At 63.4% G+C, this 26,573-nt stretch carries 24 protein-coding genes; 14 read left to right on the top strand and 10 right to left on the bottom strand.

Annotated elements, in window-relative coordinates; all coding sequences use genetic code 11:
* Window positions 1–15: 15 nt before the first annotated feature.
* Window positions 16–642, bottom strand: a complete 627-nt coding sequence (locus MLD63_RS04510) for a histidine phosphotransferase family protein (protein ID WP_255328698.1) — start codon at window positions 640–642, stop codon at window positions 16–18.
* A gap of 55 nt (window positions 643–697) precedes the next feature.
* Here MLD63_RS04510 and MLD63_RS04515 point away from each other — a divergent pair, with 55 nt between their 5' ends.
* From MLD63_RS04515 to MLD63_RS04535, 5 genes are all read left to right on the top strand, one after another.
* Window positions 698–877 (top strand): DUF3553 domain-containing protein, encoded by a 180-nt coding sequence (locus tag MLD63_RS04515; RefSeq protein WP_255328699.1) that lies wholly within the window; start codon window positions 698–700, stop codon window positions 875–877.
* Between the two features lie 183 nt (window positions 878–1,060).
* The gene (gene olsB / locus MLD63_RS04520; RefSeq protein WP_255328700.1) at window positions 1,061–1,843 is read left to right on the top strand and encodes an L-ornithine N(alpha)-acyltransferase; all 783 of its coding nucleotides are present in this window, start codon (window positions 1,061–1,063) and stop codon (window positions 1,841–1,843) included.
* Window positions 1,840–2,694, top strand: a complete 855-nt coding sequence (gene olsA, locus MLD63_RS04525) for a lyso-ornithine lipid O-acyltransferase (protein ID WP_255328703.1) — start codon at window positions 1,840–1,842, stop codon at window positions 2,692–2,694. The genes olsB and olsA overlap by 4 nt, the downstream gene beginning before the upstream one ends.
* Before the next feature lie 57 nt (window positions 2,695–2,751).
* Window positions 2,752–5,016: an adenosylcobalamin-dependent ribonucleoside-diphosphate reductase gene (locus MLD63_RS04530; RefSeq protein WP_255328704.1), complete on the top strand. Its 2,265-nt coding sequence runs from the start codon at window positions 2,752–2,754 to the stop codon at window positions 5,014–5,016.
* A gap of 194 nt (window positions 5,017–5,210) precedes the next feature.
* Window positions 5,211–6,986: a peroxidase family protein gene (locus tag MLD63_RS04535; protein WP_255328706.1), complete on the top strand. Its 1,776-nt coding sequence runs from the start codon at window positions 5,211–5,213 to the stop codon at window positions 6,984–6,986.
* Window positions 6,987–7,014: 28 nt separating this feature from the next.
* Here the strand turns inward: MLD63_RS04535 and MLD63_RS04540 are convergent, their stop codons facing one another.
* Window positions 7,015–8,052 carry a zinc-binding metallopeptidase family protein gene (locus MLD63_RS04540; protein WP_255328707.1) on the bottom strand — a complete coding sequence of 346 codons (1,038 nt, stop codon included), beginning with the start codon at window positions 8,050–8,052 and terminating at the stop codon, window positions 7,015–7,017.
* A 285-nt stretch (window positions 8,053–8,337) separates the two neighbouring features.
* On the opposite strand from MLD63_RS04540, the gene MLD63_RS04545 reads away from it, so the two are divergent.
* From MLD63_RS04545 to MLD63_RS04560, 4 genes are all read left to right on the top strand, one after another.
* Window positions 8,338–9,048, top strand: coding sequence for a 50S ribosomal protein L21 (locus MLD63_RS04545; protein WP_255328709.1), 711 nt, complete (start codon window positions 8,338–8,340; stop codon window positions 9,046–9,048).
* 3 nt (window positions 9,049–9,051) lie between these two features.
* Complete coding sequence (gene rpmA, locus MLD63_RS04550) at window positions 9,052–9,324, top strand: 50S ribosomal protein L27 (protein ID WP_255328710.1); 273 nt, start codon at window positions 9,052–9,054, stop codon at window positions 9,322–9,324.
* Between the two features lie 128 nt (window positions 9,325–9,452).
* Entirely contained in the window at window positions 9,453–10,001 is a 549-nt protein-coding gene (locus MLD63_RS04555; RefSeq protein WP_255328711.1) for a GNAT family N-acetyltransferase, read from the top strand.
* A 73-nt stretch (window positions 10,002–10,074) separates the two neighbouring features.
* On the top strand, window positions 10,075–11,292 hold the full coding sequence (locus MLD63_RS04560) for a sulfotransferase family protein (RefSeq protein WP_255328712.1): 1,218 nt from the start codon (window positions 10,075–10,077) through the stop codon (window positions 11,290–11,292).
* Here MLD63_RS04560 and MLD63_RS04565 read toward each other — a convergent pair.
* From MLD63_RS04565 to MLD63_RS04585, 5 genes are all read right to left on the bottom strand, one after another.
* Entirely contained in the window at window positions 11,271–12,041 is a 771-nt protein-coding gene (locus MLD63_RS04565) for a metallophosphoesterase (RefSeq protein ID WP_255328713.1), read from the bottom strand. The two genes, MLD63_RS04560 and MLD63_RS04565, sit on opposite strands and share 22 nt — an antisense overlap.
* A 119-nt stretch (window positions 12,042–12,160) precedes the next feature.
* Window positions 12,161–12,334: a hypothetical protein gene (locus MLD63_RS04570; protein ID WP_255328714.1), complete on the bottom strand. Its 174-nt coding sequence runs from the start codon at window positions 12,332–12,334 to the stop codon at window positions 12,161–12,163.
* Window positions 12,335–12,450: 116 nt separating this feature from the next.
* Window positions 12,451–15,048: a tetratricopeptide repeat protein gene (locus tag MLD63_RS04575; RefSeq protein ID WP_255328715.1), complete on the bottom strand. Its 2,598-nt coding sequence runs from the start codon at window positions 15,046–15,048 to the stop codon at window positions 12,451–12,453.
* Between the two features lie 128 nt (window positions 15,049–15,176).
* Window positions 15,177–16,013, bottom strand: a complete 837-nt coding sequence (locus tag MLD63_RS04580) for a sugar transferase (RefSeq protein ID WP_304363989.1) — start codon at window positions 16,011–16,013, stop codon at window positions 15,177–15,179.
* A 218-nt stretch (window positions 16,014–16,231) separates the two neighbouring features.
* On the bottom strand, window positions 16,232–16,444 hold the full coding sequence (locus tag MLD63_RS04585; protein WP_255328716.1) for a hypothetical protein: 213 nt from the start codon (window positions 16,442–16,444) through the stop codon (window positions 16,232–16,234).
* Window positions 16,445–16,477: 33 nt separating this feature from the next.
* On the opposite strand from MLD63_RS04585, the gene MLD63_RS04590 reads away from it, so the two are divergent.
* The 3 genes from MLD63_RS04590 to MLD63_RS04600 are packed head-to-tail and all read left to right on the top strand — an operon-like array spanning window position 16,478 to window position 19,842.
* Complete coding sequence (locus MLD63_RS04590; protein ID WP_255328717.1) at window positions 16,478–17,368, top strand: ExeA family protein; 891 nt, start codon at window positions 16,478–16,480, stop codon at window positions 17,366–17,368.
* A complete protein-coding gene (locus MLD63_RS04595; RefSeq protein ID WP_255328718.1) occupies window positions 17,365–18,972 on the top strand; it encodes a GumC family protein in 1,608 nt (535 codons plus the stop codon). Before MLD63_RS04590 ends, MLD63_RS04595 begins: the two co-directional genes overlap by 4 nt.
* 3 nt (window positions 18,973–18,975) lie before the next feature.
* Window positions 18,976–19,842 (top strand): CpsD/CapB family tyrosine-protein kinase, encoded by an 867-nt coding sequence (locus MLD63_RS04600; RefSeq protein WP_255328720.1) that lies wholly within the window; start codon window positions 18,976–18,978, stop codon window positions 19,840–19,842.
* A 214-nt stretch (window positions 19,843–20,056) separates the two neighbouring features.
* Here the strand turns inward: MLD63_RS04600 and xrtD are convergent, their stop codons facing one another.
* Complete coding sequence (xrtD, locus tag MLD63_RS04605) at window positions 20,057–21,655, bottom strand: VPLPA-CTERM-specific exosortase XrtD (protein WP_255328721.1); 1,599 nt, start codon at window positions 21,653–21,655, stop codon at window positions 20,057–20,059.
* 100 nt (window positions 21,656–21,755) lie between these two features.
* Window positions 21,756–22,517: a WecB/TagA/CpsF family glycosyltransferase gene (locus MLD63_RS04610; protein ID WP_255328722.1), complete on the bottom strand. Its 762-nt coding sequence runs from the start codon at window positions 22,515–22,517 to the stop codon at window positions 21,756–21,758.
* 157 nt (window positions 22,518–22,674) lie between these two features.
* Here MLD63_RS04610 and MLD63_RS04615 point away from each other — a divergent pair, with 157 nt between their 5' ends.
* Together MLD63_RS04615 and MLD63_RS04620 are read left to right on the top strand one after the other, a co-directional pair.
* Complete coding sequence (locus MLD63_RS04615; protein WP_255328723.1) at window positions 22,675–23,532, top strand: glycosyltransferase family 2 protein; 858 nt, start codon at window positions 22,675–22,677, stop codon at window positions 23,530–23,532.
* Window positions 23,529–24,827 carry a glycosyltransferase gene (locus MLD63_RS04620; protein ID WP_439957624.1) on the top strand — a complete coding sequence of 433 codons (1,299 nt, stop codon included), beginning with the start codon at window positions 23,529–23,531 and terminating at the stop codon, window positions 24,825–24,827. The genes MLD63_RS04615 and MLD63_RS04620 overlap by 4 nt, the downstream gene beginning before the upstream one ends.
* On the opposite strand, the gene MLD63_RS04625 is transcribed toward MLD63_RS04620, so the two are convergent.
* The gene (locus MLD63_RS04625) at window positions 24,810–26,387 is read right to left on the bottom strand and encodes a hypothetical protein (protein ID WP_255328725.1); all 1,578 of its coding nucleotides are present in this window, start codon (window positions 26,385–26,387) and stop codon (window positions 24,810–24,812) included. The two genes, MLD63_RS04620 and MLD63_RS04625, sit on opposite strands and share 18 nt — an antisense overlap.
* Window positions 26,388–26,573 lie beyond the last annotated feature (186 nt).

Raw genomic sequence — 26,573 nt, forward strand, 5'->3', positions numbered from 1 at the left:
TGCCGGGGCCAGGGTTCAGAACGAGATTTCGGCCCCGGTTTCGTCCAGCTCCCATTGCAGGTCACGGCGCGCTTCGATGGCCGCTTCGGCCAGCAGCGGGAAATGAACCTCGGACGCGGTGGCGGCGGGCAGCATCTCGGCCCCGCCGAGCCAGGACCAGAGCGCGGTGTCGGGCTTTGTTCGTTCCGCTTCGGCCACCAGACGCCAGCGGGTCCCGGCCCGGCAGACGAGGACCCGCCCGCCCCAGGGCATCGCGCTTTCCATGCACATCAGGCCCAGAAGGACCATCCGCACGTCAGTGCGGGGATGATCGCCGGCGCTGTCGAGCTGAACCTTGAGCCGACCGGTCGACGACAGGCCGTGGACCAGCCGCTCGAATTCCGCGTGGGCGACACGCTGGCCGCCCGGTGCCTGTCCGAAGGCGACGCGGAAGGACTGGATGCGCGAGCGGGCTGCGGCGATGGATTCAGAGATCAGCTGCATCTCGTCGGATTTGGCGATGCCCGGAAAGGCGCCCGACATCTGCAGAAGCTCGACCCCGTTGCCGATCGCGCCGAGCGGAGAGACGAGGTCGTGGCACAGGCGCGAGCCGACCAGCGAGGCCAACGCCCCGGGGGTGATCCGCGTGGACTGGTCATTCATTCAAGACTACCTTTTACTGAAACGGTGAAACATCTGCTGGACCGACGAGGCGCCGATGAACGAAATCCTTGAGCCAGGCATGATCGTGCGCCATCCCGGCGCGCCGGACTGGGGTGACGGGCAGGTCCAGTCGCGGATCGGCGACCGCATCACCGTCAATTTTGCCCATGCCGGAAAACAGGTCATCGACGGCCGGCGGGTCGTGCTGGAAATCCTCGATCCCGGCGATGGCTAGCGCACCGACCTTGGCTCGGCAGCGGGCGCATAACGGTTGCAAGCGCGGATCTCATGCGAACTTGATGCAACCTTTAAGCGAGTTTAACAACCCGTCCTCGCGAATTCTGCTGACCCGTCGCATGGTTGCATCGCCGGGCGGCTGAGCCTACATGGCGACACCCGAGGTGCATCCGCAGGTCGCATGAAACCGGATCCGTCCTATTTCGACATCAGGATCGCCACCAGCGAGATCGATCTGCTGGCGGCGCAGCGCCTGCGCTATCGCGTCTTCGTCGAAGAGCTGGGCGGCGACGGACCGATGGTCGATCACGACCGCCGGCTGGAGATCGACGAGTTCGATCCGGTGGTTGATCATCTATGCCTGATCGACACCCGCCGCTCGAAAGAGGCGCTGGATCATGTCGTGGGTGTCTATCGTCTGCTTCCGGGGCGGCGCGCGGCAGAGTTCGGGCGCTTCTATTGTGATGCCGAATACGATCTGACGGTGTTGCGCCATTCCGGCCGCAAGCTGCTGGAGCTGGGGCGGTCCTGCGTCGATCCCGAATTCCGCGGCGGGTCGGGGATGTTCCTGTTGTGGAACGCGCTGTCGGAATACGTGCTGGAACTGGGCGTCGAAGTCCTGTTCGGCGTGGCGAGTTTCCATGGCACCGATATCCCGTCGCTCGCGCCGTCGCTGTCCTGGTTGCACCAGCACCATCTGGCGCCGCCCGCCCTGCGGCCCGTCGCGCGGCCCGAAGGCTATCAGAGCATGGACCTGATCCCGGCGGAGAGGCTGGACCGGCGCGAGGCGATCGTGGGCATGCCCGCCCTGATCAAGGCCTATCTGCGTCTGGGCGGTCAGGTGGGCGAGGGCGCTTATCTGGACCGCACCTTCAACACGACCGACGTGTTTCTGCTGATGGACACGGCGGCGATGTCGAAGCGGCACCGGGAATTCTATACCTCGCGGTGGGAAAACACGTGAGTGATGCGGGCCGCGGCCCGGCGACCTGGCGCGGCGAGGCGCCGCCGGTCCTGCGGCGGCCCGAAGGCCTTGGCGGCTGGTGGCGCGTGATCCGGCGCGGGGTGCCGGCGGTGCTGGTGCTTCTGCTGGGCGTGATCCTGATCCTGCCCCTTCGCGGGATCGAACGGCTGTTTCACGGGCGTCGCAGGCCGTGGACCGGGCCTCACGTTCAGGGCGTCTGCCGTCTGGTGCTGGCCTGTCTGGGCATCGGCTGGCGACGTGAGGGCGAAGCGCTGCCCGGTCCCGGCGCGCTGGTCGCGAACCATTCGAGCTGGCTCGACATTCTGGTCCTGAACGCGGCGCTGCCGGTGTTCTTCGTCAGCAAGGCCGAAGTCCGCGGCTGGCCCGGCATCAACATCCTGACCGCGGTGACGGACACGCATTTCGTCGTGCGCGACCCCAGGCTGGCACGCGCACAGGCGGTGGAATTCGCGGATCGGGTGCGGGCGGGTCACAAGCTGCTGTTCTTTCCCGAGGGCACGTCGAGCGACGGGCGCCGGGTGCTTCCCTTCAAGCCGACGCTGTTTCAGGGATTCCTGGATCAGGGATTGCCGGACGGGCTGTCGATCCAGCCGGTGACCGCGATCTATCGGGCGCCCGAGGGCGAAGACCCGCGCTTCTACGGCTGGTGGGCCGACATGGATCTGGGGCCGCATCTGTTGCAGGTGCTGTCCGCAAGGCGGCAGGGCAGCGCGACGGTCGTGCTGCATCGGCCGATCCCGGTCGCGGGCGAGACTCGCAAGAGCCTGTCTGGCAGGGCAGAGGCGGCGGTGCGCGACGCCCTGCCGTCGATGCCGCACGATCTGGGTTGAGCGTCGCCCGGCGCCCCCATATATCGTACAATCCCCCATCTACCCGAGGACATTGCCATGACCCGATTCGCCGCCCCCATTGCCGAGCAGATCTGGGACATGAAGTACCGTCTGAAGGATGCCGAGGGGCAGGCCGTCGATGGCAGCGTCGAGGATAGCTGGCGCCGCGTCGCGCGCGATCTGGCGCGGGTCGAGGCGGAGCCTGCGGCGTGGGAAGACAAGTTCTACGCCGCGCTGGAGGATTTCAAGTTTCTGCCCGCCGGCCGGATCCTGGCCGGGGCTGGCACCGGGCGTTCGGTCACGCTGTTCAACTGCTTCGTCATGGGCACGATCCCCGACAGCATGGGCGGCATCTTCGAGATGCTGAAGGAGGCTGCGCTGACCATGCAGCAGGGGGGCGGCATCGGTTACGACTTCTCGACCATCCGGCCCAAGGGCGCCGAGGTGAAGGGCGTCGCGGCAGATGCGTCCGGCCCCTTGTCGTTCATGGATGTCTGGGATGCAATGTGCCGCACCATCATGTCGGCAGGGTCGCGCCGGGGCGCGATGATGGCGACCATGCGCTGCGACCATCCCGACATCGAAAGCTTCATCGAGGCCAAGCAGGACAGCGCCCGGTTGCGCATGTTCAACCTGTCCGTGCTGGTCACCGATCCGTTCATGGAGGCGGTGAAGGCCGACGGTCCGTGGGAGTTGCGCTTCGGCGACCGGGTCTATCGGACGGTGCAGGCGCGCGATCTGTGGAACCGGATCATGCGCGCGACCTACGATTACGCCGAGCCGGGCGTCATCTTCATCGACCGGATCAACAAGGCCAACAACCTGCATTACGCGGAAACCATCGCCGCGACGAACCCCTGCGGGGAACAGCCGCTGCCGCCTTATGGCGCCTGCCTATTGGGCTCGATCAACCTGTCGCGTCTGGTCAGCGATCCTTTCACCGATGCCGCGCATCTGGACAGGGACGCGTTGGACGATCTGGTCCGCACCGCCGTTCGGATGATGGACAACGTCGTCGATGCGTCCAAATTTCCGCTGCCGCAGCAAGCCGCCGAAGCGCAGGCCAAGCGCCGGATTGGTTTGGGGGTCACCGGCCTTGCCGACGCGCTGCTGATGCTGGGGCTGCGCTACGGTGCCGAGGATGCGGTCGAACAGACGCGCGTCTGGATGAAGGCCATCGCACGCTCGGCTTACCTCGCCAGCGCTGATCTGGCGGCCGAGAAGGGCGCGTTCCCGCTGTTTGATCGGGACGAATTCCTGCGTTCGGGCTTCATGTCGAAGATGGATGCGGACGTGCGCGAGGCGATTGCCGCGAATGGCATCCGCAATGCGTTGCTGACATCGATCGCGCCGACCGGGACGATCAGCCTTTACGCGGGCAATGTCAGCTCGGGGATCGAGCCGGTCTTTGCCTATGCCTACAGCCGCAAGGTGCTGCAGAAGGATGGAAGCCGGACCGAGGAAGAGGTCGTCGATTACGCCGTGCAGATGTGGCGCGACCTGAAGGGCGATGCGCCGCTGCCCGGTTACTTCGTGAACGCGCAGACGCTCGACCCGCAGGATCATGTGGCGATGCAGGCGGCGGCACAGGAATGGGTGGATTCGTCCATTTCGAAGACGATCAACTGTCCCGAGGATATTTCCTTCGAGGCGTTCAAGGACGTGTACCTGTCGGCCTGGGATCTGGGCTGCAAGGGCTGCACGACCTATCGTCCGAACGAGGTCACCGGCAGCGTCCTGTCGATCAGCGAAAAGACCGAGGACGCGCCCGAGGCCGATCGCGGCGCCGACGTGGTCTACCTGACCGAGCCGCTGGACCGCCCGGCGGCGCTGGACGGGGCCACCTACAAGCTGAAATGGCCGGGCAGCGAACACGCGATCTATATCACCGTGAACGACATCGTGCAGGCCGGCCACCGCCGCCCGTTCGAGGTCTTCATCAATTCGAAGAACATGGAACATTTCGCCTGGACCGTGGCGCTGACGCGGATGATCTCGGCCGTATTCCGGCGCGGCGGCGATGTCAGCTTCGTGGTCGAGGAGCTGAAGGCGGTGTTCGATCCGCGCGGCGGGGCGTGGATGGCGGGCAAGTACGTGCCCTCGATCCTCGCCGCGATCGGCGGCGTGATCGAGCGGCACATGATCGCGACGGGCTTCCTCGCCGGCGAGGGGCTGGGGCTGAAATCGGACCCTCAGGCCGAGGTGATGGCCGTGGGCGAACGCCCGCGGGGTCCGGCCTGTCCGAATTGCGGGCAATACGGGATGCGGATGATCGAGGGATGCATGACCTGTCCGTCCTGCGGTCATTCCAAATGCGGCTAGCGCCGAACGAGCGATCTATATCCTAATAATCAAACGCGGCAATTTATTGCCGCGTTTTTTATTGGCGCATTCTCAATTGACCAGATTTAGAAAATAAATTTATATTGCTGCCGTGATAAATAAATCGAGTCGCCGATATTGATCGGATCTCGATTGAATAAGCGGCCTCTTTTATTTCAACAAGGATCCGATCCATGTCTATCGTTACCCAGTCACACGGTGGGGATGCGGGTGCCCCGAACGCCCGAGCGCTGGAACATGTCAGAGCGCTTGAATCGACGCCAGCCGATGGCGACATCGCGGCCGACGAACGGGCCGATTTCGGCTACCTGTTCCCGCCCTCGGGCGATCCGAACAACTATCTGTCAAGCGACGTCCTGGGCCAGTTGGATGAGCTGGCAGAGCTGATGGTGCCTGCACCCGGCGATGGCGGGCCGACGGTCACACCGGATTCGACCCTGCCGGCGGTCCTGACCTATTGGGGTCAGTTTCTGGATCATGAGCTGACCGCACGCACCGACCGGGATTCGGTCGTGTCCAACATCACCGCGGCCGCGCCCGGTTCGAGCCACGCCGATATCGAGGCGATGCTGAAGAACGCGCGCACACCCCGGTTCGATCTGGACAGCGTCTATGGCGGGCGTGCCTTGGGCAGCGGCATGACCCCGCAGCAGGCCCGCGACACCGCGACGGTCATTTCGGGGATGCGTCACCCGACGCTCAAAAACAAGATGCGGGTCGGCACCGCGCAACCGGACGGGCCGATGCCTGACGGACTTGACCCGCACCGCGATCTGCCGCGTTTTGGCCAGGTGTCCGCGAAGGTGCGGGAGGCCTTTCTGCGGCTGGTGCCTGCTGACAAGAAGGCCAAGTTCGAGGCGACGCTGAAGAAGCGCGCGTTGATCGGTGACATGCGCAACGACGAGAACCTGATCGTCGCCCAGTTTCACCTGAGCTTCCTGCGCTTCCACAATCGCGTCATCGATTTTCTGGAGGCGAACGATACCGGCTGGATCGCGGATTTCGACGCCGCGAAGCGGCTGACCACGCTGCATTACCAATGGCTGATCGTCGAGGGTTTCCTGAAATCGATCTGCGACCCTGCCGTGGTACAGCGTGTGATCGATAATCGGGCCGAGCATTTCTTTGCCTTCCGCCGCGCTTATGCCGAGCGGAATGGTGCGCGCGGCCTGGGCAATGCGCTGCCGCTGGAGTTTTCGGTCGCTGCCTATCGCTATGGTCACACGATGGTGCGCAACAATTACGATTATAACGCCAATTTCGGCCGGCCCGGGAATATCCTGAACCAAGCGAGTTTTGAATTGCTGTTCCGCTTTACCGGCGGCGGGGACATCTTCGGCAACGACAGGTTGCCTGACAACTGGATCATCGACTGGTCGCGCTTCGTCACCGCGGATGGCAATCACGCGGACGGCCTCGCCGCGCGAGCGGCGCGCAAGATCGATACCCATATCGCGCCGCCGCTGGAGACGATGGTCAATGAAGGCAACGAGGAAGGGCTGAGCGATCAGATCCGCGCGATGCTGAAAAGCCTGCCCAAACGGAACCTGCGTCGCGGCTTCAACCTCAGGCTGCCGACGGGGCAGGCGCTGCATGCCCATCTGCGGTCCATCGGCGCGGTTCAAAGCCAGCCGATCGCCGATGTCGGCGCGATCCTGGACAACCGGCCCGACGTGACCGCCTTCCTGCAGGGCAGCAGCGCTCGGCTGCACGAGCGGACGCCGTTGTGGTTCTATGTTCTGGCAGAGGCCGAAGCAGCGGGCGGAAACCGACTGGGCGAGTTGGGAAGCTGGATCGTGGCCAGCACCTTCATTGGCGTGCTGCTGGATGATCCCGAAAGCGCGCTATCGATCGGGTTCGAGCCGACACAGAGCCCGCTGCGTCTGCCTGGCGATGCCCCGATCGATACGATCGAGCGTTGGATGCGCTTTGCACTGGTTCTGGAATAAGAGTTGAGCCGATGATCCTGCGGACGCGTCACGCGTCCGCAGGGTTTGCGCTGTCATCGGCCTCGGCATCGGGGGGCATTTCGTGCTTCGGCGCGCTTGCCGCTCGCGACAGGTGGTTCTTCATCCAGCCATGCGCGAAGCCGATCTTCTCGCGCACCGGCACGGTCAGCGTGAACGGATAAAGATCACCGTTGTCGAGCGCCCGGTTGATATCGTTGACGGCGATCGCGACCTCGCCCGCGATCAGGAGCAAGCGCGCGGTGTCGTCTTCCTCATACGGCGCGAAGTTTTCGGGAACGCCCGGCATGGTCAGGCCGGCGCTGACGAAGCTGTCGGTGAAATCGACCAGATGCAGCAGGTGGGCCACCGTTTCGGCCCAATCCTCGTGCGGGTGAGCGGTCGCGTAGGGGGTGATGTAGTCTTCGCCTGGATCACGCGGATTGGCGTAATGCGCCTTAAGCGCCTCGCCGTAATCGGCACGCTCATCGCCGAAGATGCGGCGGAACTCATCCAAAAAACCATCGGCGGGCGACAGACGGTCAAAGAAGTAATGCGCCAATTCGTGACGAAAATGCCCGACCATGCTGCGATATTGTTCGCCCAGCTTCTGGCGGCGCTGCAAGCGGATCAACTCATCCGCCTCGGTCACGTTGATGGTGATTTCGCCCTTGTCGTGACCCATGATGATCTGCGCCGCACGACCGCCGGTTTCTTCGGACAGCATGAGGAAATGCGGACGCGGGCCGGGATCGGCCGAGGTGAACCAGTTCCAGTTGGCGATATTGGCCAGAACCCAACGTTTCGCACGCTCGGCCCTGTCCAGAAGCTCGACATTGTTGCCGACGTTCAGGACGGGCACGACTTCTGACATGCGGCAGGACCGGCAGAAGGTTTCCCCTTCTTCGGCCTTCCAGTTGCAGGCGATGCGGTCGCGATTGGCGCAAGGCGTTGCATCGTTGACCATCGCGCCCTGCTGCGGATCGTAGAAGATCGCGTGGCCGTTGGGGCAACCAAGGTTGTGGAAATAGGCCCGGGCATGGCATGCCGGGCATGAAAAACGTTGCATTCTGCGCTCCGATCGGGTCGACGGGGAAATGCGGCGCGAGGACGGCAAGTTCCCCGCGACCAACAAAGGATCGACTCCGAAGCGATCGGGTTGCAGCCTGCGTCAGGGGCGTCGCTTGCTTGACTTCACGCTGCGAATCCGCCATATGCACGCGACCGGCCGGGCATCTGCCTTGGGCCGGTGCGTTATTTTCAACACCACCCTGATCACACGGGTGCGCTGTCCGGGGCGATGAACGTCTGCTTACGCAGGGGCCGAAGGGCGCGGCAAGACAAGGACAAGACGATGTTTGCGGTTCTGAAGACCGGCGGAAAACAATACAAGGTGCAGGCGGGCGACGTTCTGCGCGTGGAAAAGCTGGCGGCCAACGCGGGCGACACGGTGCAGTTCAACGACATCCTGATGGTCGGCTCGACGCTGGGTTCGCCCTTCGTGTCGGGTGCGGCGGTTCAGGCCGAAGTGCTGGACCAGATCAAGGCCGACAAGGTCATCACCTACGTCAAGCGCCGGCGGAAACATTCCAGCCAGCGCACGCGGGGCCACCGCCAGCAGATGACGCTGCTGCGCGTGACCGAGGTCCTGGGTGAGGGCGGTGACAAGACCGGCGTGAAGGCAGCCATCGGCGCCCGCACCGGCGGTGCGGCCTACGCGGCAGAGCAGACCGATGCCGCGCCCAAGAAAGCAGCGCCGAAAAAGGCCGCCAAGGCCGAGGCAGCCCCTGCCGAAGGCGACGCGAAGCCGGTCGGCACGCGCCCAGGAAACCTGCTCGACGCGCCGCGCGAGGGTGGGGCTGACGACCTGAAACTGATCTCGGGCGTCGGGCCGAAGCTGGAAGAACTGCTGCACCAGAACGGCGTCTACCACTTCGACCAGATCGCTGCCTGGAAGAAGAAAGAGATCGAATACATGGACGATCAGCTGTCCTTCTCGGGCCGGATCGACCGTGAAGACTGGATCAAGCAGGCGAAAGAGCTTGCCAAGGGTAAGAAGGACTAAGCCATGGCACACAAGAAAGCAGGCGGCTCGTCCCGCAACGGTCGCGACTCGGCCGGTCGTCGTCTCGGCGTCAAGCTGTACGGCGGTCAGGAAGCCATCGCGGGCAACATCATCGTGCGCCAGCGCGGCACCAAGTGGTGGCCGGGCACCAATGTCGGCATGGGGACGGACCACACGTTGTTCGCACTGACCGACGGCCAGGTGACCTTCAAGAAGGGGCTCAAGGGCCGCACCTTCGTGTCGGTGATGCCGCAGGCGCTGGAAGCCGCCGAATAAGCCGATCTTAACACAGACGTGTTAGCAGGGGATCGGCGCGGGCCGGTCCCCTTCGCATTTGCCACCCACGCCGACAGGGCGCGGGAGGGAGGGGCAAGCGCGTTGTCAGAGGGTTGAAGGGGAGAGGAATGGACGATCTGACGCTGGGTGAGCCGGCGCTTGCGCGTATCGAGACGGGGCGATTGGTGCTGCGCCCATTACGGGAATCCGATGCGGGGCTGATCGCGCTTTACACGTCGGATGCGCGCGTGGCCAAGGGCACGCGAACGATCCCCCATCCTTTGCCGCCGGGCGCCGCTGAGGCGGCGGTCTCTCGCGCGATGGCGGGCGACGGCGGCGTCGATGTCTGGGCGATCGACGGGACTGCACATGATCTTGCCGAACTGCTGGGGCTCGTCTCGCTGAAACGGATGGACGGCGGGCAGTCGGAACTGGAGTTCTGGATCGGACCGGGCTTCTGGAACACGGGCTTCGCGACCGAAGCGGTCGAGGCGCTGATCCGGGCTAATCCGCACGGCGCGCGCACGCTGTTTGCCGAGGCGTTTCAGGACAATCCCGGCTCTGCCCGGGTCCTGACGAATTGCGGCTTCGATTATCTGGGCGACGCAGAGGCCTGGTCCGTCGCCCGCGACGCGCGGGTGCCGACCTGGACCTATGTGCGGCGGATGGACGGCTGAAACGCTGGCATTGGCTTTCTACCTTCAGGATTAAAGGCTTGCGCCGGATCGGGATGGTCCGTATAGCTGTCCCATGATCCGCGGTACGCCCCATCCGTTCATGATCGCTCAGTGCGTCTGCTATGCAGGTGCCCGCGATACTGCCTATCTCAGCAACGCCAAGGCTGGCTGTTCGACCGTCCGTGCCGCGATGATCAAGGGTCTTCGTCGCGATGCCGGGCTGGATCATGAGGCTCGTCCCGGTTCCAAGGAAATCCACGGCAGGCAGCCGATCTGGTCCACTGATCTTCATTCGATCGGTCCGGCAAGCAAGGTGTTCACCGTCGTCCGCAACCCTTACACACGGATCCTCTCTGCGTATCTGGACAAGATTGCCCGGCGCAACGCCCTGAGATTTCAGTTCCTGATCAGCCATCGGATGCCCCTGGATGCGCAGCCGAGCTTCGTCGAGTTTCTTCGCTTGCTGGGCGAAAAGCCGGACCTCGAGGTGGTCGATCAGCATCACCGACCACAGGTGGAGAACGTCCACTTAGGACGGATCGCGCCCGTCCGCGTGCAGTATCTCGAGAATTTTTCCGATACCGCAGGCGATCTTTGCGCTTGGCTTGATTGGGATCTGCCGATCGAGGTGAGGGCAACCCACGGCACCGATGCGTCGGGCCGACTGGCCCAATTCTACGATGACGAGGCGCTGGAGATCGTGGCAAGACTGTACGCCGATGATTTCGAGGCGTTCGGATATTCCCTCGCGCTCGAAGATGCCGGCACGGCCCCGTCTGTTCATCTAGACATCGACCGCGTCGACCCGCATGCGCGCTGGCAGTTTGATATGGCCTTGCTCAAACGCCGGACGTCGGATGCCGATGTTGCAAGGGACGACGTTCAGGCGAAGGGCCCGGTTGATCGCATGCTGCTTGCAGAGGCCGGGCGGCTGAACGAACGAGGGCTTGCTGACCTCGATGCGGAGCTGCCCATCGCTTGGCCCTCGCTGTCGGGCAGCGGTCGCATGCTGGCGTTGCTGTATCAGGCGCGCCGGGCGGAGGAGGCCGAAGACCTAGAGGCGGCGATCGACGCGCTGAACAAGCTTCTGACGATGTGCCCTTATCTGGTCGGCCAGCGTTTCAGGCTCGCCAAGCATCAGATCGTACTCGGCCGTCTCGAGGCCGCCCGGGCCCAGCGATTTGCCCTGCAGCATGGCAGTTGGCAGACAGACCTCGTTCGTGAGCTTATGATCCTGCTGGGCGAGGCAGAGCCCGTTCCGGCGCAGGGTCAGGCTGGCGCGCCGACCTGAATGAATCGCAGCCCGTCGGCGTCCAGCCACGCGGCGCTAAGCGTGCCGGTTTTCCATGCGCCGGTATCCAGCGCGATGCGGCCCGACAGCGCATAGGGTTGTTCCTGGATCACATGGCCGTGCGCGATCCAGCAGGGCGGATTCTGTCGACGCCTTCCGAAATCGTCGCGTCCCCACAGCAGGACGTCCTCGGATTGTCGCGACAGCGGGCGGGACGGATCAGCGTCGGCGTGGACCGCGACGAGCCCGTCGCCTTCCCAATAGAGCGGCAGGTTGGTCAGCCAGTCGCGGTGGCTCTGTGGCATCGCGTTGCGCAGGACCTCGGCGGCCAGGGCAGGGCGGTCGGTCGCGGGCTCGATCCCGTAGGAGCGCATCGTGTCGGCCGCGCCGAAATGCAGCCAGCGCGGGTTCCGGACCGGATCGGCAAGGAAATCCAGCATCAGACGCTCGTGGTTACCCATCAGCACGGTCACGTGCGCGGGTCTGGTTGCCTGTTCATCCATCAACCGTGAGATGACGCCGGCGCTGTCGGGGCCGCGGTCGATCAGATCGCCGAGAGCGATGATGTGCGCATCCTCGCCGCCGGGCTGTTGTGCGATCCGCTGCAGCATCAGGTCCAGAAGGTCGCTGCGGCCGTGGATGTCCCCGATCAGACATAGTGGCTGGTCGGGGCGGGGCAGTGGCGGCACCACGGACGCCGCACCGCCGTGCAAGCGGGCCATGAGCCGGTGGATGAGCGTGAAGGGCATTCGTCCGCTGCTCCGATCAGGTCAGCCGCTTATCGGTCAGCAATCATGGCGAAAGCAACATGGGATCGGCAATAGGCATACCATCTGCGGCGGAAGCGTCCGGCGGCGACCAGTAGGCTTCAGCGAAGACGCAGAAACGGGCGCAGCGCTGCGGCAGTGGCGATGAGCAGAAGTGTTGCGCTGCCACCGACCACGTAACCAAGGAAGCCGGCAAGCGGACCGAAGCCAGCAAGGATCACGGCCAGCGCCATCAGCACGCCGCCCACAATCCCGCCGATCAACATCGCTGCCATCATCCATCCGTCCCCATCGAGGCGTCTGGATCATGCTAGCCCCGGGTCGTTAACAAATAACCGCAGAGCATCTCTCAGCCAAGAAGAAATGTCTAAAATGTCTGCTAAAGTCAGGTTCAGTTTCCAGCGGCCGGCTCTACCGCCGGTTCGGTCTCGGCGGTTGCCGGTGCCGATTGCTCCGAAGTGGAGGTGGCGGTTGCCGGTTCTGCCTGTCCCGCTTCGGTCGATTCTTCCACAGACGTTGCGTCCGCCGCCGGCGCTGAGTCACCCGCCGTGCCCCCATCGGTCGGCGTACCACCGTCGAGCACGGCCAGCGCGGTCTGCGCATCGGCCATCTGGGGCAGGTCACGTCCCTCGCCCAATTGCAGGGCGCGGGTCAGGCTTTCGCGGGCCAGCTCCGTCCGGCCAAGCTCCGCCTGAACCATCCCCAGATGATACTGGACCAGCGGATCATTGGGCAGGCCTTCGGCCGCCGGCTGAAGGTAGGTCAGCGCTTCGGAAGCGTTGCCGTTGCGGTAGGCAATCCAGCCATAAGTGTCCTGGAAGGCCGGCACGCGCGTATCCTTGAGACGCTGGGCGACGGCGCTGGCGCGCGTCAGGCTTTCGGGATCGTCGCGCCACGTCGCGAGCATGCTGGCTAGGTTGTTGGCGACAACGATGTCACCGGTATTGGCGCGGTAAAGCGCCTCGTAGCCCTCGATCGCAGCGTCGATGTCGCCGGCCTGTTCCTGCGCTGTCGCGCGCAGAAGCAGCAGGTTGCGCGCATCCGGGTTCGCCGTGAGCGCGGCGTCCAGTGTGGCCGCGGCCTCATCCGGGCGACCGCTTTGCAGCAGTTGGCGGTACAGCAACTCCTGTGCCTGCAACATGTCGGGATGATCGGCGATCAGTCCACGCAGGATTTCCTCGGACCGGTCCGCATTGCCTTCGGTCAGCGACAGGCCGGCATCGATCAGGCGCAGGTCTTGGCGTTCCGGATCTTCGGCCAGCAGGTTGTCGAGATAGGTCCGTGCCTCCGCCGTGCGACCGGCGACGACTTGCGCGCGCACGACGCTGAGCACCGCGGCAGCGTCGCCGCCGCCCGACGCGCTTTCTTCCAGGATTGAGAGACCTTCGTCTGTCCGGCCTTGGCGCAGCATCATCGCACCGCGCAGGGTTTCCGCCGCGTTTGCAGCGCGCGGATCCTCATCGATCGATTCCAGGCGGGCGATGACCTCTTCCACCTGCGGATAAGTCTGATCCTCAAGCGCCATCTGACCCTGACGCATCAGAAGCTCGATATCCTGCGGGTTGCGCTGCAGCGCATCAGTGATGACGTTGCGCGCCGCGCTGCGGTTCTGCGACACGAGGAAATCGGCGTAGCGCAGCGATTCCGGCACGCCGCGATCAGAGATGTCCACGGCAGAGGCCAGCGTCTCGCCGGTCAGTTCACGGTTGCCCGCGCGCGAATAGGCTTCGGCCAGAAGCAGCATGGTTTCGGTATCGCGCGGGTTCTGGCTCAGCGCCTGGCGCAGCGTGTTGATCGCCTGCGTCGACTGATCGTCGTCCAGTTCCATCTGCGCCCGAAGCCGCAGCGCGTGAACGTTATTCGGATCGGCGGTCAGCACCTCCTGGACCAGTGCGGTTGCGGTGTCGCGTTCACCCATCTGCAGGCGCATCCCGGCCAGCATCGCACGCAGACGGTTGGTCTGGTCCGAAGGCTCGGCGCCCTCCAGCGTCTGCTCCATGATCGCGATCGAGTTCTCCCGGTCGCCAAGGTTGAAGGCATAATAGGCCTGCAGCGACTGGTAGAGCTGCCGGTTCGCGGCGTTTTCGGGATTGGCTTCGGCCAGACGCGCTGATTCGTCGCGCGCCGCGTCGAAGCCCTTGTTGAGTTCGAGGAACTTGATGACGGTCAGGTGCGGCTCTGCAGGACCGTCGTCGGGTCCGGCCAGACGACGCAGCACGGCCTCGGCCTCGTCAAGCTGACCTTCCGAGATCTGCAGCCCGACCAGCGTCATCTGCACTTCGTTGTTGTCGGGAAACTTCTCGGCAAGCTGCTGCAGGTAGGCATGTGCTTCGCTGCGATCCTCGCGCTCCCCCAGAATGCGGAGTTTCACCATCGCGTAATCGAGATTGTCGGGGTCGGTGGCGATGAGCGCATCAAGATCGTCGAGCGCGTCTTCGGGCTCGTCGGATTCGATCGCCTCGGCGACAAGGATGCGCCGCGCGAGCGCGTTTTCGGGTTCCGCCTCGATCCGCGCCTGCGCATCGGCGACTGCCTGTTCCTGGGCAGCTGCATCCTCGTCGATCACCGCCTTGCGATAAGCGAGGGCAAGGCGGATGTCGGCCGCTTCCGGCGCGTCGGGTTCCAGTTGAAGGGCGGCGTTGCCGTGACGCTCCGCTTCCTCCCACTGTCCCTGGTCGATGGCGATCGTCGCCAGCGTCCGGCGGGTCGCGGCGTCATCGGGATATTGTTCGGCCAGCCGGAGATATTGCGAATAGGCCTCGCCCACATCGCCGCGCTCTGCCAGCAGTTCGGCCAGAAGCTTGCGCGCCTCGTAATGTTCGCCGTCATAGGTGAAGACGTTGCGCAGTTCGACGATGGCGCGGTCGGTGTCGCCCGCCTCGGCCAGTTCGACGCCGGACTGGAAGTAGCGCTCGGCCTTTTCGCCCGAGCTTTCGCAGGCTGCCAGCGAAAGCATGACGGTGGCGGCGAGGATCAAACGCAACTTCATGGAAACTCCTGCAAATGGGCAGGCAAAATATACGGGAGGCCTGCTGCCGGGTCACGGCAAATCATGCTAAAACCCGCGCGAACGTGATCCGCGGCTGGCGCCGCGTCACGTTGCGCAGGACTGGGTGATCAGTGGCCCGTGCCGTTCAGAACGACGCGGACGGTCGCCAGCAGGATCGTCGCGTCGGTCCGCAGCGACAGGCTGCGATTGTAGATGTTGTCGAAGCGGGCCCGGTCGGCGAAGCTGCTTTCGTTGCGGTCAGAGACCTGCCACAGGCCGGTGATGCCGGGGCGCAGGGCGTAATAGGCGCTGCCCTGATACATGCTTTGCTGCGACGGCATCATCGGACGAGGGCCGACCAGGCTCATGTCGCCACGCAGCACGTTCAGAAGCTGCGGCAGTTCGTCCATCGAGGATTTGCGCAGGAAGCGGCCAAGGCGCGTGATGCGCGGATCGTCGATCAGCTTCTGCTTGGTTTCCCACTGGTCGCGCATGTCGGGATTGGCGTCGAGATAGTCCGCCAGGCGCGCATCGGCGTCGCGCACCATGCTGCGAAGCTTCCAGATGCGGTAGATGCGTCCGTTCTGGCCAACACGCTCCTGCGTGTAGAACGGCTTGCCACCGTCCATCACCACGACCATCAGCGCCAGGATCAGGATCACCGGTACCACGAAGGGCGAGGCGAGGACGAGCAGAACGAGGTCGAGCGCACGTTTGGCGCCCGAGCGGTAGAGGCCCGCGCCACTCGTGTCGTCGTGAGGTCCGAACTGTCCCGGGGTCGCCGCGATCGCCACCGCCGCAGCCACCGACCGCGACGGGTAACCTGCACGCACCGTCGCATCGCGATGCCGTGCGGCGTCGCGGGATCGTTCGATGATGCGGTCAAAGGAGTGGGAGGGGCGGAGGAAGGACGAAACGGGCAGCGCACCGTCCACGCGGAACTTGGTGACAGACATCACGGACATGGTCGTCAAACTCGGTAAAACTCGTACAGTGTTTTATACATAACTCGTCACGCCCGCGGCGTCACATCAAAATTCACCCTTCAGGGGCAAACCTGTACAAATGGTTAAATTTTGAAGCGTCTTCGAACGGAATTTCGTGGGTCGTCATCTGCGCCGCATTGAAGCGACGTGGGGTCACGAAGGCGATGGCCTATCCATAGGACGCTTTTGACCGAAAATCAGGCGAATCGAGCAGGGCGCCAGCCATCCTGCAGTTGCATCACCGCGATGCAGGTGGCGCCGGCGATCGTTGCAGACGCGCAATCCCCGATGGCGTCGCGCTGACCAAAAGTTGTTCTTTCTTGTCCGGTGTTGTGCTTGGCGTTATTAGCTAAAAGGTCATATTCCGTATTTCTTGATATCGGTGCGATAAGCCCCGATCTCAGCGTCACGAGTTCTTTCCCCCCGGCGCATGGCTGGACATGATGAGTAGCGACATCGACATCTATACCGAGCATTTCGGTCTGCGCGAGCGTCCGTTCAACCTCGTCCCGGACCCGGCCTTCCTGTATTGGGGGCCGGCCCACAAGCGCGCCTATGCGATCCTTGAATACGGCATCATGACTCGTGCGCCGATCACGCTTTTGACGGGCGAGGTCGGGGCGGGCAAGACGACGTTGCTGCAACATCTTCTGCGCTCGATCAGGGAAGAGGTCCGCGTCGGTCTGATCTCGAACGCGCACGGCAACCCGAACGAGTTGCTGCGTTGGGTGCTGCATGCGCTGGATCAGCCGTCCGAGGCTGACCAGTCCTATATCGATCTCTTCAGCCAGTTCGAGGCTTTCCTGCTGGAGGAATACGCCGCAGGGCGGCGGGTCGTGCTGATCTTCGACGAAGCCCAGAACCTCGGCCGGGCCGCGCTGGAAGAGCTGCGCATGTACACGAACATCAACTCGGGGAAGGATGAGCTTCTGCAGCTGATCCTCGTCGGTCAGCCAGAGCTGCGCGAAATCGTGCGCCGGCCCGACATGACCCAGTTCGCCCAGCGTGTCGCATCGGGCTTCCACCTGTCCGCGATGACCGAAGAGGTCGTCGCGAAATATATCGGCCACAGGGTCGCGCTGGCCGGTGGAACCGAGGATCTGTTCAGCCCCGGTGCCTGCCGCGCGATCTACGAGGCGACAGGCGGCGTGCCGCGCCTCGTCAACCAGCTCTGCGATCTGTCGCTGGTCTACGCCTTCACCAGCGAGGACAGCCTTGTCACCGCCGCGACCGTTCAGGACGTGCTGGGTGACGGCGTGTTCTTCGGCGGCGGGCTGAGCGCCGAACCTCTTCGGGTCGTGAACCCCGACAAGCGCACGAGTACCACACATTGATCCAGGATCTTCGCTTCTACCTGTCGCTGTTCATGCGGCGCATCCACTATTTCCTTCTGCTGGCCGCGCTCGGCACGGCGGTCGGCATCACGCTGGCGATGATCCTGCCGCCGAAATACAACGCAACGGCACGACTGGTCGTCGAATCCGAACAGATCCCCGACGAGCTGGCGTCCTCGACCGTCGATACCCAGGCGTTGGAGCGCTTGCAGATCATCCAGCAGCGCATTCTTTCGCGCGAGAACCTGCTGGAGATGGCGAACCGGCTGAACATCTATCCGCGCGATCCTTCCCAGCCCGGACAGGCGCTGCGCCCCGACATGATCGTGCGCGACCTGCGCGAGCGGATCACGATGACCATCCCGAACATCAGCCAGCGTCGCGATGACCGGCAGGCCACGATCGTCGAGATCGGATTTTCGGCGGCATCGCCGCAACTGGCCTCGGCTGTCGCCAACGAGGTGGTGACGCTGATTCTGGACGAGAACGTCCGCATGCGTACCGGGGCCACCGGTCAGACCCTCGACTTCTTCCAGCAAGAGGTCGAACGGCTGGACAAGGAATTGTCCGCACGGCGGGCGCGCATCGTCCAGTTCCAGGAAGAGAACAAGGCTGCGCTTCCCGACAGTCTGGAATTTCGTCGCGAACAATATGCCCTTGGCGAAGAGCGTCTTTTGCAGCTGAAGCGCGAGCAGCAGACCTTGCAGGACCGCAAGAGGTCGTTCCAAGCGATGTACGAGGCGACCGGCACGCTGGGCGAGGATGAAGAGCCCGCGACCGCCGAGGGACGCGAGCTTCTGCGTCTGAAAGAGCGCTATGCCTCATCCGGCGGTGGTCTCGACATCGACAACCCGCGACTGCGCGTCATGCGTGATCGGATCGATGCGCTGGAAGAGATCGTGGCGACGCAAGAGGATCAGGCGATCGCAGAAGGCGACGCGACACCGACTACGCCCTATGAAATTCAGATGGCCGAGATCGATGCCCAGCTGGCCGATATCGTTGACGACGTCGAGCGCATCGGAAAGCAGCAGACCGAATTGCGCACGACGATCGATGCGACGCCGTCGAACGCGATCGCACTGGAGACGCTGCAGCGTGATTTCGAAAGCGTACAGCGCCAGTACGACACTGCCGTTCAAAGCCGCGGCCGCGCCGAGACGGGCGATCTGATCGAGTCGCTGGCCAAGGGTGAGCGAATCTCGATCATCGAACAGGCCGTGCCACCGCGCGAACCCAGCAGCCCCAATCGTCCGAAGCTGATGGTCGCGGGCGCGGGCGGCGGGATTCTGGCCGGACTGGGTCTGATCGTGCTGCTGGAATTGCTGAACAACACGATCCGGCGTCCGGTCGAGATCGTCAGTCGGCTCGACATCGCGCCGCTGGCGACGCTGCCCTATATTCGCACAAGGTCCGAGATCAGGCGCCGCCGCGCCTTGATCGTCGGCGCAGCGCTGATTGCCGTGGTGGGCATTCCGATCTCGTTGTGGGCGATCAACGAATTCTACCTGCCGCTCGACCTGATCTGGGAAAAGGTCATCGACAGGCTGGAACTTGGCCGGATCGCGATGCTGCCGGTCGATATGGCAGCGATGAGAGGATAGCCCATGGAACGTCTTCAGGCCGCGATCGCGAAGGCAAGGGCGGCGCGCGAAGCGCGTGGCGATCTGCCGCGTCCTGCGTCGCCATCCGCGATCGCAGGGGTGACGGCGCAGGAAGGCGTCACGCAACAGGCCGACGCCACCGCACATCCCAGCGACGCCGATCAGGCCTGGGCGGCCTTGCGCGAGATCCAGGTCAGTGAGCAACTGCTGATCGACAACCGCATCGTGTCAACGATGGGCCGGAATGCCGAGGCAATGGAATTCGACCGGCTGCGGACCCGTGTTTTGCAACGGATGCAGCAGAACGGCTGGACCCGGCTTGCAGTTACCTCGCCCGGACCCGGTTGCGGCAAAAGCACGATCACGCTGAACCTCGGTTTCGGGCTTGCCCGACAGGAAGGCTCGCGGGTGATGGTTCTGGAAATGGATATGCGCCGTCCTTCGATGGCCCGGATCCTCGGTGCCGGGGCAGGGCGCGATCTGTCTCGCGTGATCGCGGGAGAGGCTGCGCCGGGCGAGCACCTGCTGCGGGCGCGCGACAACCTCGCCATCGGGATCAGTCAGCATGTCGACGACTCAGCGGAATTGCTGCAATCGGCGACGGCAGCCAGTGCGATCGACCAGATCGCGGCGCTTTACCAGCCCTCGATCATGCTATTTGACATGCCACCTTTCCGGGTCAGCGATGACGTGCTGAGCTTCGCCGGCAAGGTTGATTGTGTGCTGATCGTGGCCGCGGCCGGTCAGACCAGCATGGATGAGCTGGACGAATGCGAACGTGAATTGTCCGCGCAGACGCCGGTCCTTGGCGTGGTGCTGAACAAGTGCCGCTTCAAGGATCGCGACGCGGAATACTATTACGGGAATTGATCGCGTCGGACGGACCTTGGTCGCCTTTCGCATCGACAGCGGGAAGTCGAACGACAAGTTCTAGGCTATGAGCTTGGAACCCAATCCCGCAATCCTTTCAGTGGGTCACTGTCAGGGTGAACGACGGTTCGGCACTGCGGCGGTATCGACACATGGACGGTGAAAACGAGTTAACAGCCAAGGCGCGCCTAATTGGCGCGCCTTTGCCGTAGCTCTAGGCTCCTGGAACGAAGCGCGGGAGCACCTCGACCGAATTGAGGAACAGGTCCTGCAGCCGCGCTTCGGCGTCCGCGTCGCTTTCGCCACGCTCGATCGGGGTGATGATGCGCACCAGCGCGCCGTCCGTGCGGCCGATCGTCAGCCCGTCCCACAGCAGCCACAGCTTCGCGGCGAAGTCCCAGGCGGTGCGGCGGCCGTGCTGTTCGAACCAGTAATAGGCCAGCATGCGCTGTTCGCCCTTCTGGATGACCGCACGGTTCAGCATGAAGGGCTGGTTGAAACCGACCTCGGGCGCGATATCGACACGTTCCAGCCGCGCGATTTCCCAACCTGCGCTTGGCAGACAGATTTCAGGGGAATGCACACCGCCCTGCGTCTGGTCACGGTAGAAGGCAGAAAAGAACTCGACCGGCGCGTTATACTGCGGACTGACAAAATCGGCCGAGATGTAATCGTCGGCCGCCAGAGCTTTCGCGATTTCGGGATCGAGGAATTTGGGTCCGTCCGAACGCCATTCGTCCAGCCGGGTCGGGAACAGGGTCAACGCGCTGCGTTCGGGCATGGTTGAGACAGGCTCAGGACGCAGCGTATAGACGGTCGCCGCCAGCACCATCAGCAGCGCTGCGGTGATCATCGCGGGCGACGCCCGAACGAGGCGCAGCCGCGCGGCCTGTGTGCCGAGGCCCGATGCATCGAGGTCCAGCGCGTCGGGCAGGCTGATCTGCTCGCGCCGTGTCTTCAGCAGGATCCATGCCAGCAGGAACAGCAGTAGGACGCAGATGATGAAGATCACCCAGCCCTCAAAGAAGTGGCTGAACCCTTCCAGGTATTCCAAACCGAGGTAGTTCGCGATCCAGCCCGCGAAGGCGATCCGCACCGAATTCATCAGCACCGTGATCGGGGCAGCGGCGAGCAACAGGATCGCCTTGTGCCACATCGGCCCGCGGTAGAGGACCGCGAAGATGTAGCTGAAGGACAGGATCGGGAAGAGGTAGCGCAGGCCCGAACACGCTTCGGCCACATGAAGCTTGTAGATGCCGAGGTCGATGATGTTGCCTTCGAGGAAGACCGGAACATCGATCAGACGGAGGAAGAAGACGCCGAGTTCCGACGAGACACCCTGAAGCCAGGTCGACATCTTGAAATAGAGCACGCCCGGGAGCGGCAGCATGTAGACGAGATGCAGGACAGGCGGCCAGAAGTGCTTGCCCGTGTTCCACCCGAACGAGATCAGCAGGATCGCCCCGACCCAAAGGATCAGCGAATAGGCAACGACATCGTCGATCCCCGACAGATTTCCGAGTGCACCGAAGGCCAATGCGACCAGCAGGACGGCGATGCCCGGCCAGCGGTCCTGCACCGGCCCGTCATTGACCGGCACCTCTTTCAGCTGACGCAGAAACAGCAACAGCGACAGGACCGGGATCAGCGGGCCGTGGCTGTATTCAGGCAACTGCCACGCGACAAGAAGCGCCTCGATCCCGTTCCAGAAGAACAGGCCCGATGCGACCACCGCAAGCGCCAGCCAGAACAGGCCGGGACGAAGCCAATCGCCAAGCAACCCGGCGCCGCGCGTGTCGGAAGTGAAGGTCATGGAATCGTTCCGGTTGAAACTCGTGATCGCCGGACAATACTGCGACGCGGTCAAAAAAGACAGCCCGCGCAAAGACAAAACGATGATAATGACGCGCGGTTTACCCGTCTTTTTGGACAGGTTGGCGCGAACGTGACCGGATCGCCTGAAGCCCGAGCGATGGCAGAATCGCGAAGCATGCGGCGTAGCGGCGGGCAAGCCGACGGGGGTTGCCGGCCATCCGCCAGAACCACTCCATCGCGACGGCCTGAACCCATTTCGGCGCCCGTCGCTGTCCACCTGCAATGAAGTCCAGACCCGCACCGATCGAGACGAAGCCGCAACCGGGCAAGGCGGGGGCCGCGTGGGTCGCAAAGATTTCCTGTTTGGGCGCGCCGAGCGCCAGAAAGCACAGATCGACATTTGCCGCGCGAAGCGCCGCGATCGCGTCCTCGGCCGATGCGCCGGTCGGATCGAAGCCGAAAGGCGGGGCGTGGCATAAAACCACCTGCAGGCCCGGATGCGCCTTCGCCAGCGCGTTTGCAGCCCGTGTCAGTACAGGTTCGGTCGAACCCAGCAACGCGACCCGGCTGCCGGTCTGCGCTGCCAGCGCGGCCAGCGGCTGGATCAATTCAGAGCCTGGAACCAGTTCGACACGCCGTCCGGCCAGCCGCGACAGCCAGACCACCGGATTGCCGTCAGCGACCACATGGCTGTGCGCCCGATAGGCATCGTGAAAGGCCGGATCCCGACGCAGCTTCACCAGATGGTCCAGATTCAGCGTCGCAAGCGTGAAGCCGCGCCCCTCGCGCAGATGCGCCTCGACATCCGAAAGAAGCCGGTCACGGTCGGCATGGGTCACGAGATCGGTCGAAGGATGCATGGGGCCAAAGCTGTCTGTGCTGCGCCGCAATTCTACAGCCAAGTGTCGGCAAGACAACCGCAAGGCGTGTGGCCGCTTGCGACACCGAACCGAATTTTCCTATACAACAGCGGCCATCGCGCGTTGGCGCGCCGTCCGAACCGTTCAAGGAACTCACATGGCGCATCCATCGCCCGCAGGAACCTCGATCCTCACCGTCATCATACCCGCGAGCAACGAGGAAGCCTATATCGGTGACTGCCTGCGCGCACTGCTGGAGCAGGATACCGACCTGAGCCCCGTCCACGTCATCGTAGCCGCCAATGGTTGCAGTGATCGGACAGCGGCCCGGGCCAAGGTCTTCCAAGCCGATTTTGCAAGCCGCGGTTGGTTGCTGCAGGTCTTGGATATCGCCGAGGGTGGCAAGGTCAATGCGCTCAACCGGTCGGAGGAAGCTGCTGATCCGTCCGCACCGCGCGTCTATCTGGATGCGGATGTTCTTTGCGATCCTGCGCTGATCGGACAGTTGGCCGCTGCCCTTTCGACCGACGAGCCGTGCTATGCGACCGGTACGCTGGTCGTTCGACCGCCTGCCAGCTTCGTCACACGTCGCTATGCTGCGATCTGGACCCGTCTTCCCTTCGTGACCGGTGGTGCTGTGGGCGCGGGGCTCTTCGCCGTCAATGCCGCCGGGCGCGCGCGGTGGGCTGCTTTTCCCGACATCATTTCCGACGATACGTTCGTGCGGCTGAATTTCGCGCCGTCAGAGCGGATCGAGGTGCCCGCGCGCTACCACTGGCCGATGGTCGAGGGCGGCCGGCGTCTGATCCGAGTCCGCCGGAGACAGGATGCGGGTGTTGCGCAGATTGAGTCTCTTTATCCTCACTTGATGGCGAATGAGGGCAAGAGCCGCGTCGGCGCGGGCTTGCTGTCCCGGCTTGCGCTGAGCGATCCGGTGGGTCTTGCCATCTATGTCGGGATTGGATCAGCCACCCGGCTTCGACAGCAAGATGCGACATGGAGCCGAGGACGATGAACAATTCCGACCAATCTGGAAGTCCGGTCATCGTCTATCTGACCGGTGATTATCCCAAGGTCTCTCATACCTTCATTCTGCGTGAGGTTACGGCCTTGCGCGCGCTCGGAATGGATATCCGGACTTGCTCGATCCGGACCCCTGCCGAAGCCGAGATCAAGGGCGCGGCCGAACGTCAGGCGCGCGCGGACACATTCTACGTACTTGCCAACGCCAAGAAGCCATTGCGACTGATCCGCGCGCATCTTGACGGACTGCGGTACTCGCCGCGGCGATGGTTTGGCGCGCTGGCCCTGGCTTGGCGCACGCGATCGCCTGGGTTGAAGGCCGCGCTGTGGCAGCTTTTCTACTTTCTGGAAGCAGGAGTATTGGCGGCAGAGCTTCGTCGGCAAGGTGCATCGCATCTGCATAATCATTTTGTCGACTCAAGCTGTTCTGTTGCGATGCTCGCATCGCACATGAGCGGTGTGCCATTCAGCTTTACGCTTCACGGCCCCACAGAACTCTACGAGCCGCATCGCTGGCGCCTTGACGAGAAAATCGCCCGCGCCGCGTTCTCTGTCTTTATCAGTCACTTCGCCCGCTCGCAGGGGATGCTGTTTTCGGATCCATCTCACTGGGACCGGATGCGGATCGTTCATTGCGGGATCGAGCCAGAGCGGTATCGCAAGGTGAGCGTCGAAGGGGCTAACCCTCTGGAGATCGTGTTCATCGGTCGGATGGCCGGGGTGAAGGGTGCTCCGCTGATGATTGCCGCGTTGGAAAGATTACGCGCGGATCATCCCGATGCACGCCTGGTCATGATTGGCGATGGACCGGAGCGGCCGGCACTTGAAGCGCAGGCGCGCGCAGCAGGTTTGCAAGGCGCGGTCGAATTTACCGGCTATCTAGATCAGGATCAGGTCGCCGCTCGCTTGTCCGCTGCAGCGATGTTGGCCCTGCCGAGCTTTGCCGAGGGTGTGCCGGTCGTTTTGATGGAAGCGATGGCAACGGGGCTTCCGGTCGTTACGACGCGTATCGCGGGTATTCCGGAACTGGTCGAGGATGGCGTCTCGGGCATTCTCGTTCCACCCGGCGACCTGGATGCCTTGGTCGAGGCGCTGTCGGCGCTTCTGGCCGACACTGAAATGCGAGCGCGACTGGGGCAGGCGGGTCGCGCCAAGGTCGCGCGCGATTTCCATCAAGCCACCGAGGCTAAGTGGCTAGGCACGCTTTTCAGTGGCAGCATCGCAGGTCAATTGCCGAGGACGCTGCGGCCAGAACAGGCAGAAGCGTCGTCACACCCTGCGGGCTGAGTTTCTTGCGAATGCAGGGCTTGGCGGCGTTTCTGGCGCTTGAGACCGGGAAACGGAAGGTTGCGTGTTGCGCCGTCGGCCAGTCTCCGTCGGCTTGTTCGCCATTTGCTCGACCCTTCCGGCCAGCGAACCCGCGATCAGCCACGTGATGGGCGTGAGACTTGAGTTCGGAACCAGATCCAGAAGGTTTGCAGTCAGAATGAGTGTCAGGCCCGCTGCCGCCTGATCTGCAACCTTTCTCCGCCGAAACATCATCAGGACAGGTGCTGTCAGCAATCCGAAGGTCGCAAGATAGCCGACCCACCCGCTTGTGCCGATGAGAATGACCCATGAGCCGTCCGTTGTGCTGATGTCGTCACCAGTCTCCGGATCATAAACGCGGCTTCGTCCCCACCCCGACCAGCCGAAAAGCGGCTTCTCGTTGGCACGTGCCAGCAGCATGTCCTCGTTCATCAAGCGGAATTCAAGCGAGCGACCCCGATCCTCGTCGATCGACGCGGCGAAACTCAGGATCCGGTCGGTCGGGACGATTCCCGAGCCCCGGGCCATCGGATAGATGAGGATCAAGGCTGCGAAGACGGCGGCGATCATGATCTGCAGCCGGACCCCCAGCAGCAGAACCGCTGGAAGCAGCAGAACGAGGATCATGGTTGCGCCGAGATTGCGGCTGAGAACGAGGACGGCTGTTAGCCACGTGAGGCGAAGCGCCCAATATGATGGCGGACGCTCGGAGGTTTGCGTCTCGTGCCTGCGGACCCGCGACGGTCTCGATTGCACGGTGTCGGCTCCGCGTTCGGTCCCTGCCGAGCGGGTGCCATGACCTTTTGCCCGAGCCTTCTGCGCAATACGCCACATCGTCGCGCAGGATAGAGCCGCCATGGCGACAAAGATTCCGACTCTCAGTCCGTGCTCCAGAAAGACCATAGGCCGATAATGTCCGCCGCGAACATGTTGAGCGAATGAATGAGCATGATAGCCATAGAGAATCCGGTGCAATTGCGGGCTCATCCTGACCTCAAACAGCATCAGAAGCGAGTAGACGAGGCAGGCGGCGACGAGTGCCTTCATCAGCATGACCTGATCTTCTGCTCGCCCAAGATGGCGGCGGGCGAGAAGGAAAGGCACCACGCTCAGCGCCGTCAGGATCACGACCCCGTACATGTCCTTGAAGCCGGTTCCTTGAATAAACCGGCCGCCAATCAGAAGAAAATCGCCGTTCAGCAGGTTCGTCGGGATCGGTGCAGCAATGGCAAGCGCTGTGAGGAACGTGAAAAAGACTGAGGGTCTCGAACGCCCACGACGAACCTGGCGCTTCCCATCGGGGTGGCCGCTTTCATTCTGTGCCTCGGCCAACCGCCGGTCGCCGCGGCCTTTTATCCCACGACGTCCTGCCGCCAAGACCAGTACGAGTGCACACAATGACGGAATGCTGTGCTTGTCAAATCCCGGCAGAACCGGAAAATCGACGCTGAGCCCCTCGGGAAGGATCAGGTAGGGCGCCAGAATGCTCCACACCAGTGCGACTGGCAGCGGCAGACGGCGAAACAGCACAATCGCCACGATCGGCCAGCCGAGAAGGGCGACATAGGCGAGGATGTTGGGTGTTACGGGCATCGCGGAATCCAGCTTCGACCCTCTCTCTAGCCTCTAACGCTCGATTTGTCGCGTCAGCTTTCTTCCGGATACTGCCTGTTCAGTCACATTCGCGTCTTCTTGGCTGAGACGGGGCGCCAAAGGCTTGCGGCT

Source organism: Paracoccus albicereus (genome assembly GCF_024359525.1).
In the GTDB taxonomy this organism is placed as follows: Bacteria; Pseudomonadota; Alphaproteobacteria; order Rhodobacterales; family Rhodobacteraceae; genus Paracoccus; species Paracoccus albicereus.

Excerpts from the sequence above, each read along its gene's own strand:
- MLD63_RS04545 (WP_255328709.1), top strand. The coding sequence starts at position 8,338 with ATGTTTGCGGTTCTGAAGACCGGCGGAAAACAATACAAGGTGCAGGCG.
- MLD63_RS04590 (WP_255328717.1), top strand. The coding sequence starts at position 16,478 with ATGAGTAGCGACATCGACATCTATACCGAGCATTTCGGTCTGCGCGAG.
- MLD63_RS04600 (WP_255328720.1), top strand. The coding sequence starts at position 18,976 with ATGGAACGTCTTCAGGCCGCGATCGCGAAGGCAAGGGCGGCGCGCGAA.
- MLD63_RS04575 (WP_255328715.1), bottom strand. The coding sequence starts at position 15,048 with ATGAAGTTGCGTTTGATCCTCGCCGCCACCGTCATGCTTTCGCTGGCA.
- MLD63_RS04535 (WP_255328706.1), top strand. The coding sequence starts at position 5,211 with ATGTCTATCGTTACCCAGTCACACGGTGGGGATGCGGGTGCCCCGAAC.
- MLD63_RS04610 (WP_255328722.1), bottom strand. The coding sequence starts at position 22,517 with ATGCATCCTTCGACCGATCTCGTGACCCATGCCGACCGTGACCGGCTT.
- MLD63_RS04570 (WP_255328714.1), bottom strand. The coding sequence starts at position 12,334 with ATGGCAGCGATGTTGATCGGCGGGATTGTGGGCGGCGTGCTGATGGCG.
- MLD63_RS04530 (WP_255328704.1), top strand. The coding sequence starts at position 2,752 with ATGACCCGATTCGCCGCCCCCATTGCCGAGCAGATCTGGGACATGAAG.
- MLD63_RS04510 (WP_255328698.1), bottom strand. The coding sequence starts at position 642 with ATGAATGACCAGTCCACGCGGATCACCCCCGGGGCGTTGGCCTCGCTG.
- MLD63_RS04540 (WP_255328707.1), bottom strand. The coding sequence starts at position 8,052 with ATGCAACGTTTTTCATGCCCGGCATGCCATGCCCGGGCCTATTTCCAC.
- MLD63_RS04565 (WP_255328713.1), bottom strand. The coding sequence starts at position 12,041 with ATGCCCTTCACGCTCATCCACCGGCTCATGGCCCGCTTGCACGGCGGT.
- MLD63_RS04560 (WP_255328712.1), top strand. The coding sequence starts at position 10,075 with ATGATCCGCGGTACGCCCCATCCGTTCATGATCGCTCAGTGCGTCTGC.
- xrtD (WP_255328721.1), bottom strand. The coding sequence starts at position 21,655 with ATGACCTTCACTTCCGACACGCGCGGCGCCGGGTTGCTTGGCGATTGG.
- olsB (WP_255328700.1), top strand. The coding sequence starts at position 1,061 with ATGAAACCGGATCCGTCCTATTTCGACATCAGGATCGCCACCAGCGAG.
- MLD63_RS04615 (WP_255328723.1), top strand. The coding sequence starts at position 22,675 with ATGGCGCATCCATCGCCCGCAGGAACCTCGATCCTCACCGTCATCATA.
- MLD63_RS04555 (WP_255328711.1), top strand. The coding sequence starts at position 9,453 with ATGGACGATCTGACGCTGGGTGAGCCGGCGCTTGCGCGTATCGAGACG.
- MLD63_RS04515 (WP_255328699.1), top strand. The coding sequence starts at position 698 with ATGAACGAAATCCTTGAGCCAGGCATGATCGTGCGCCATCCCGGCGCG.
- MLD63_RS04580 (WP_304363989.1), bottom strand. The coding sequence starts at position 16,013 with ATGTCCGTGATGTCTGTCACCAAGTTCCGCGTGGACGGTGCGCTGCCC.
- rpmA (WP_255328710.1), top strand. The coding sequence starts at position 9,052 with ATGGCACACAAGAAAGCAGGCGGCTCGTCCCGCAACGGTCGCGACTCG.
- MLD63_RS04620 (WP_439957624.1), top strand. The coding sequence starts at position 23,529 with ATGAACAATTCCGACCAATCTGGAAGTCCGGTCATCGTCTATCTGACC.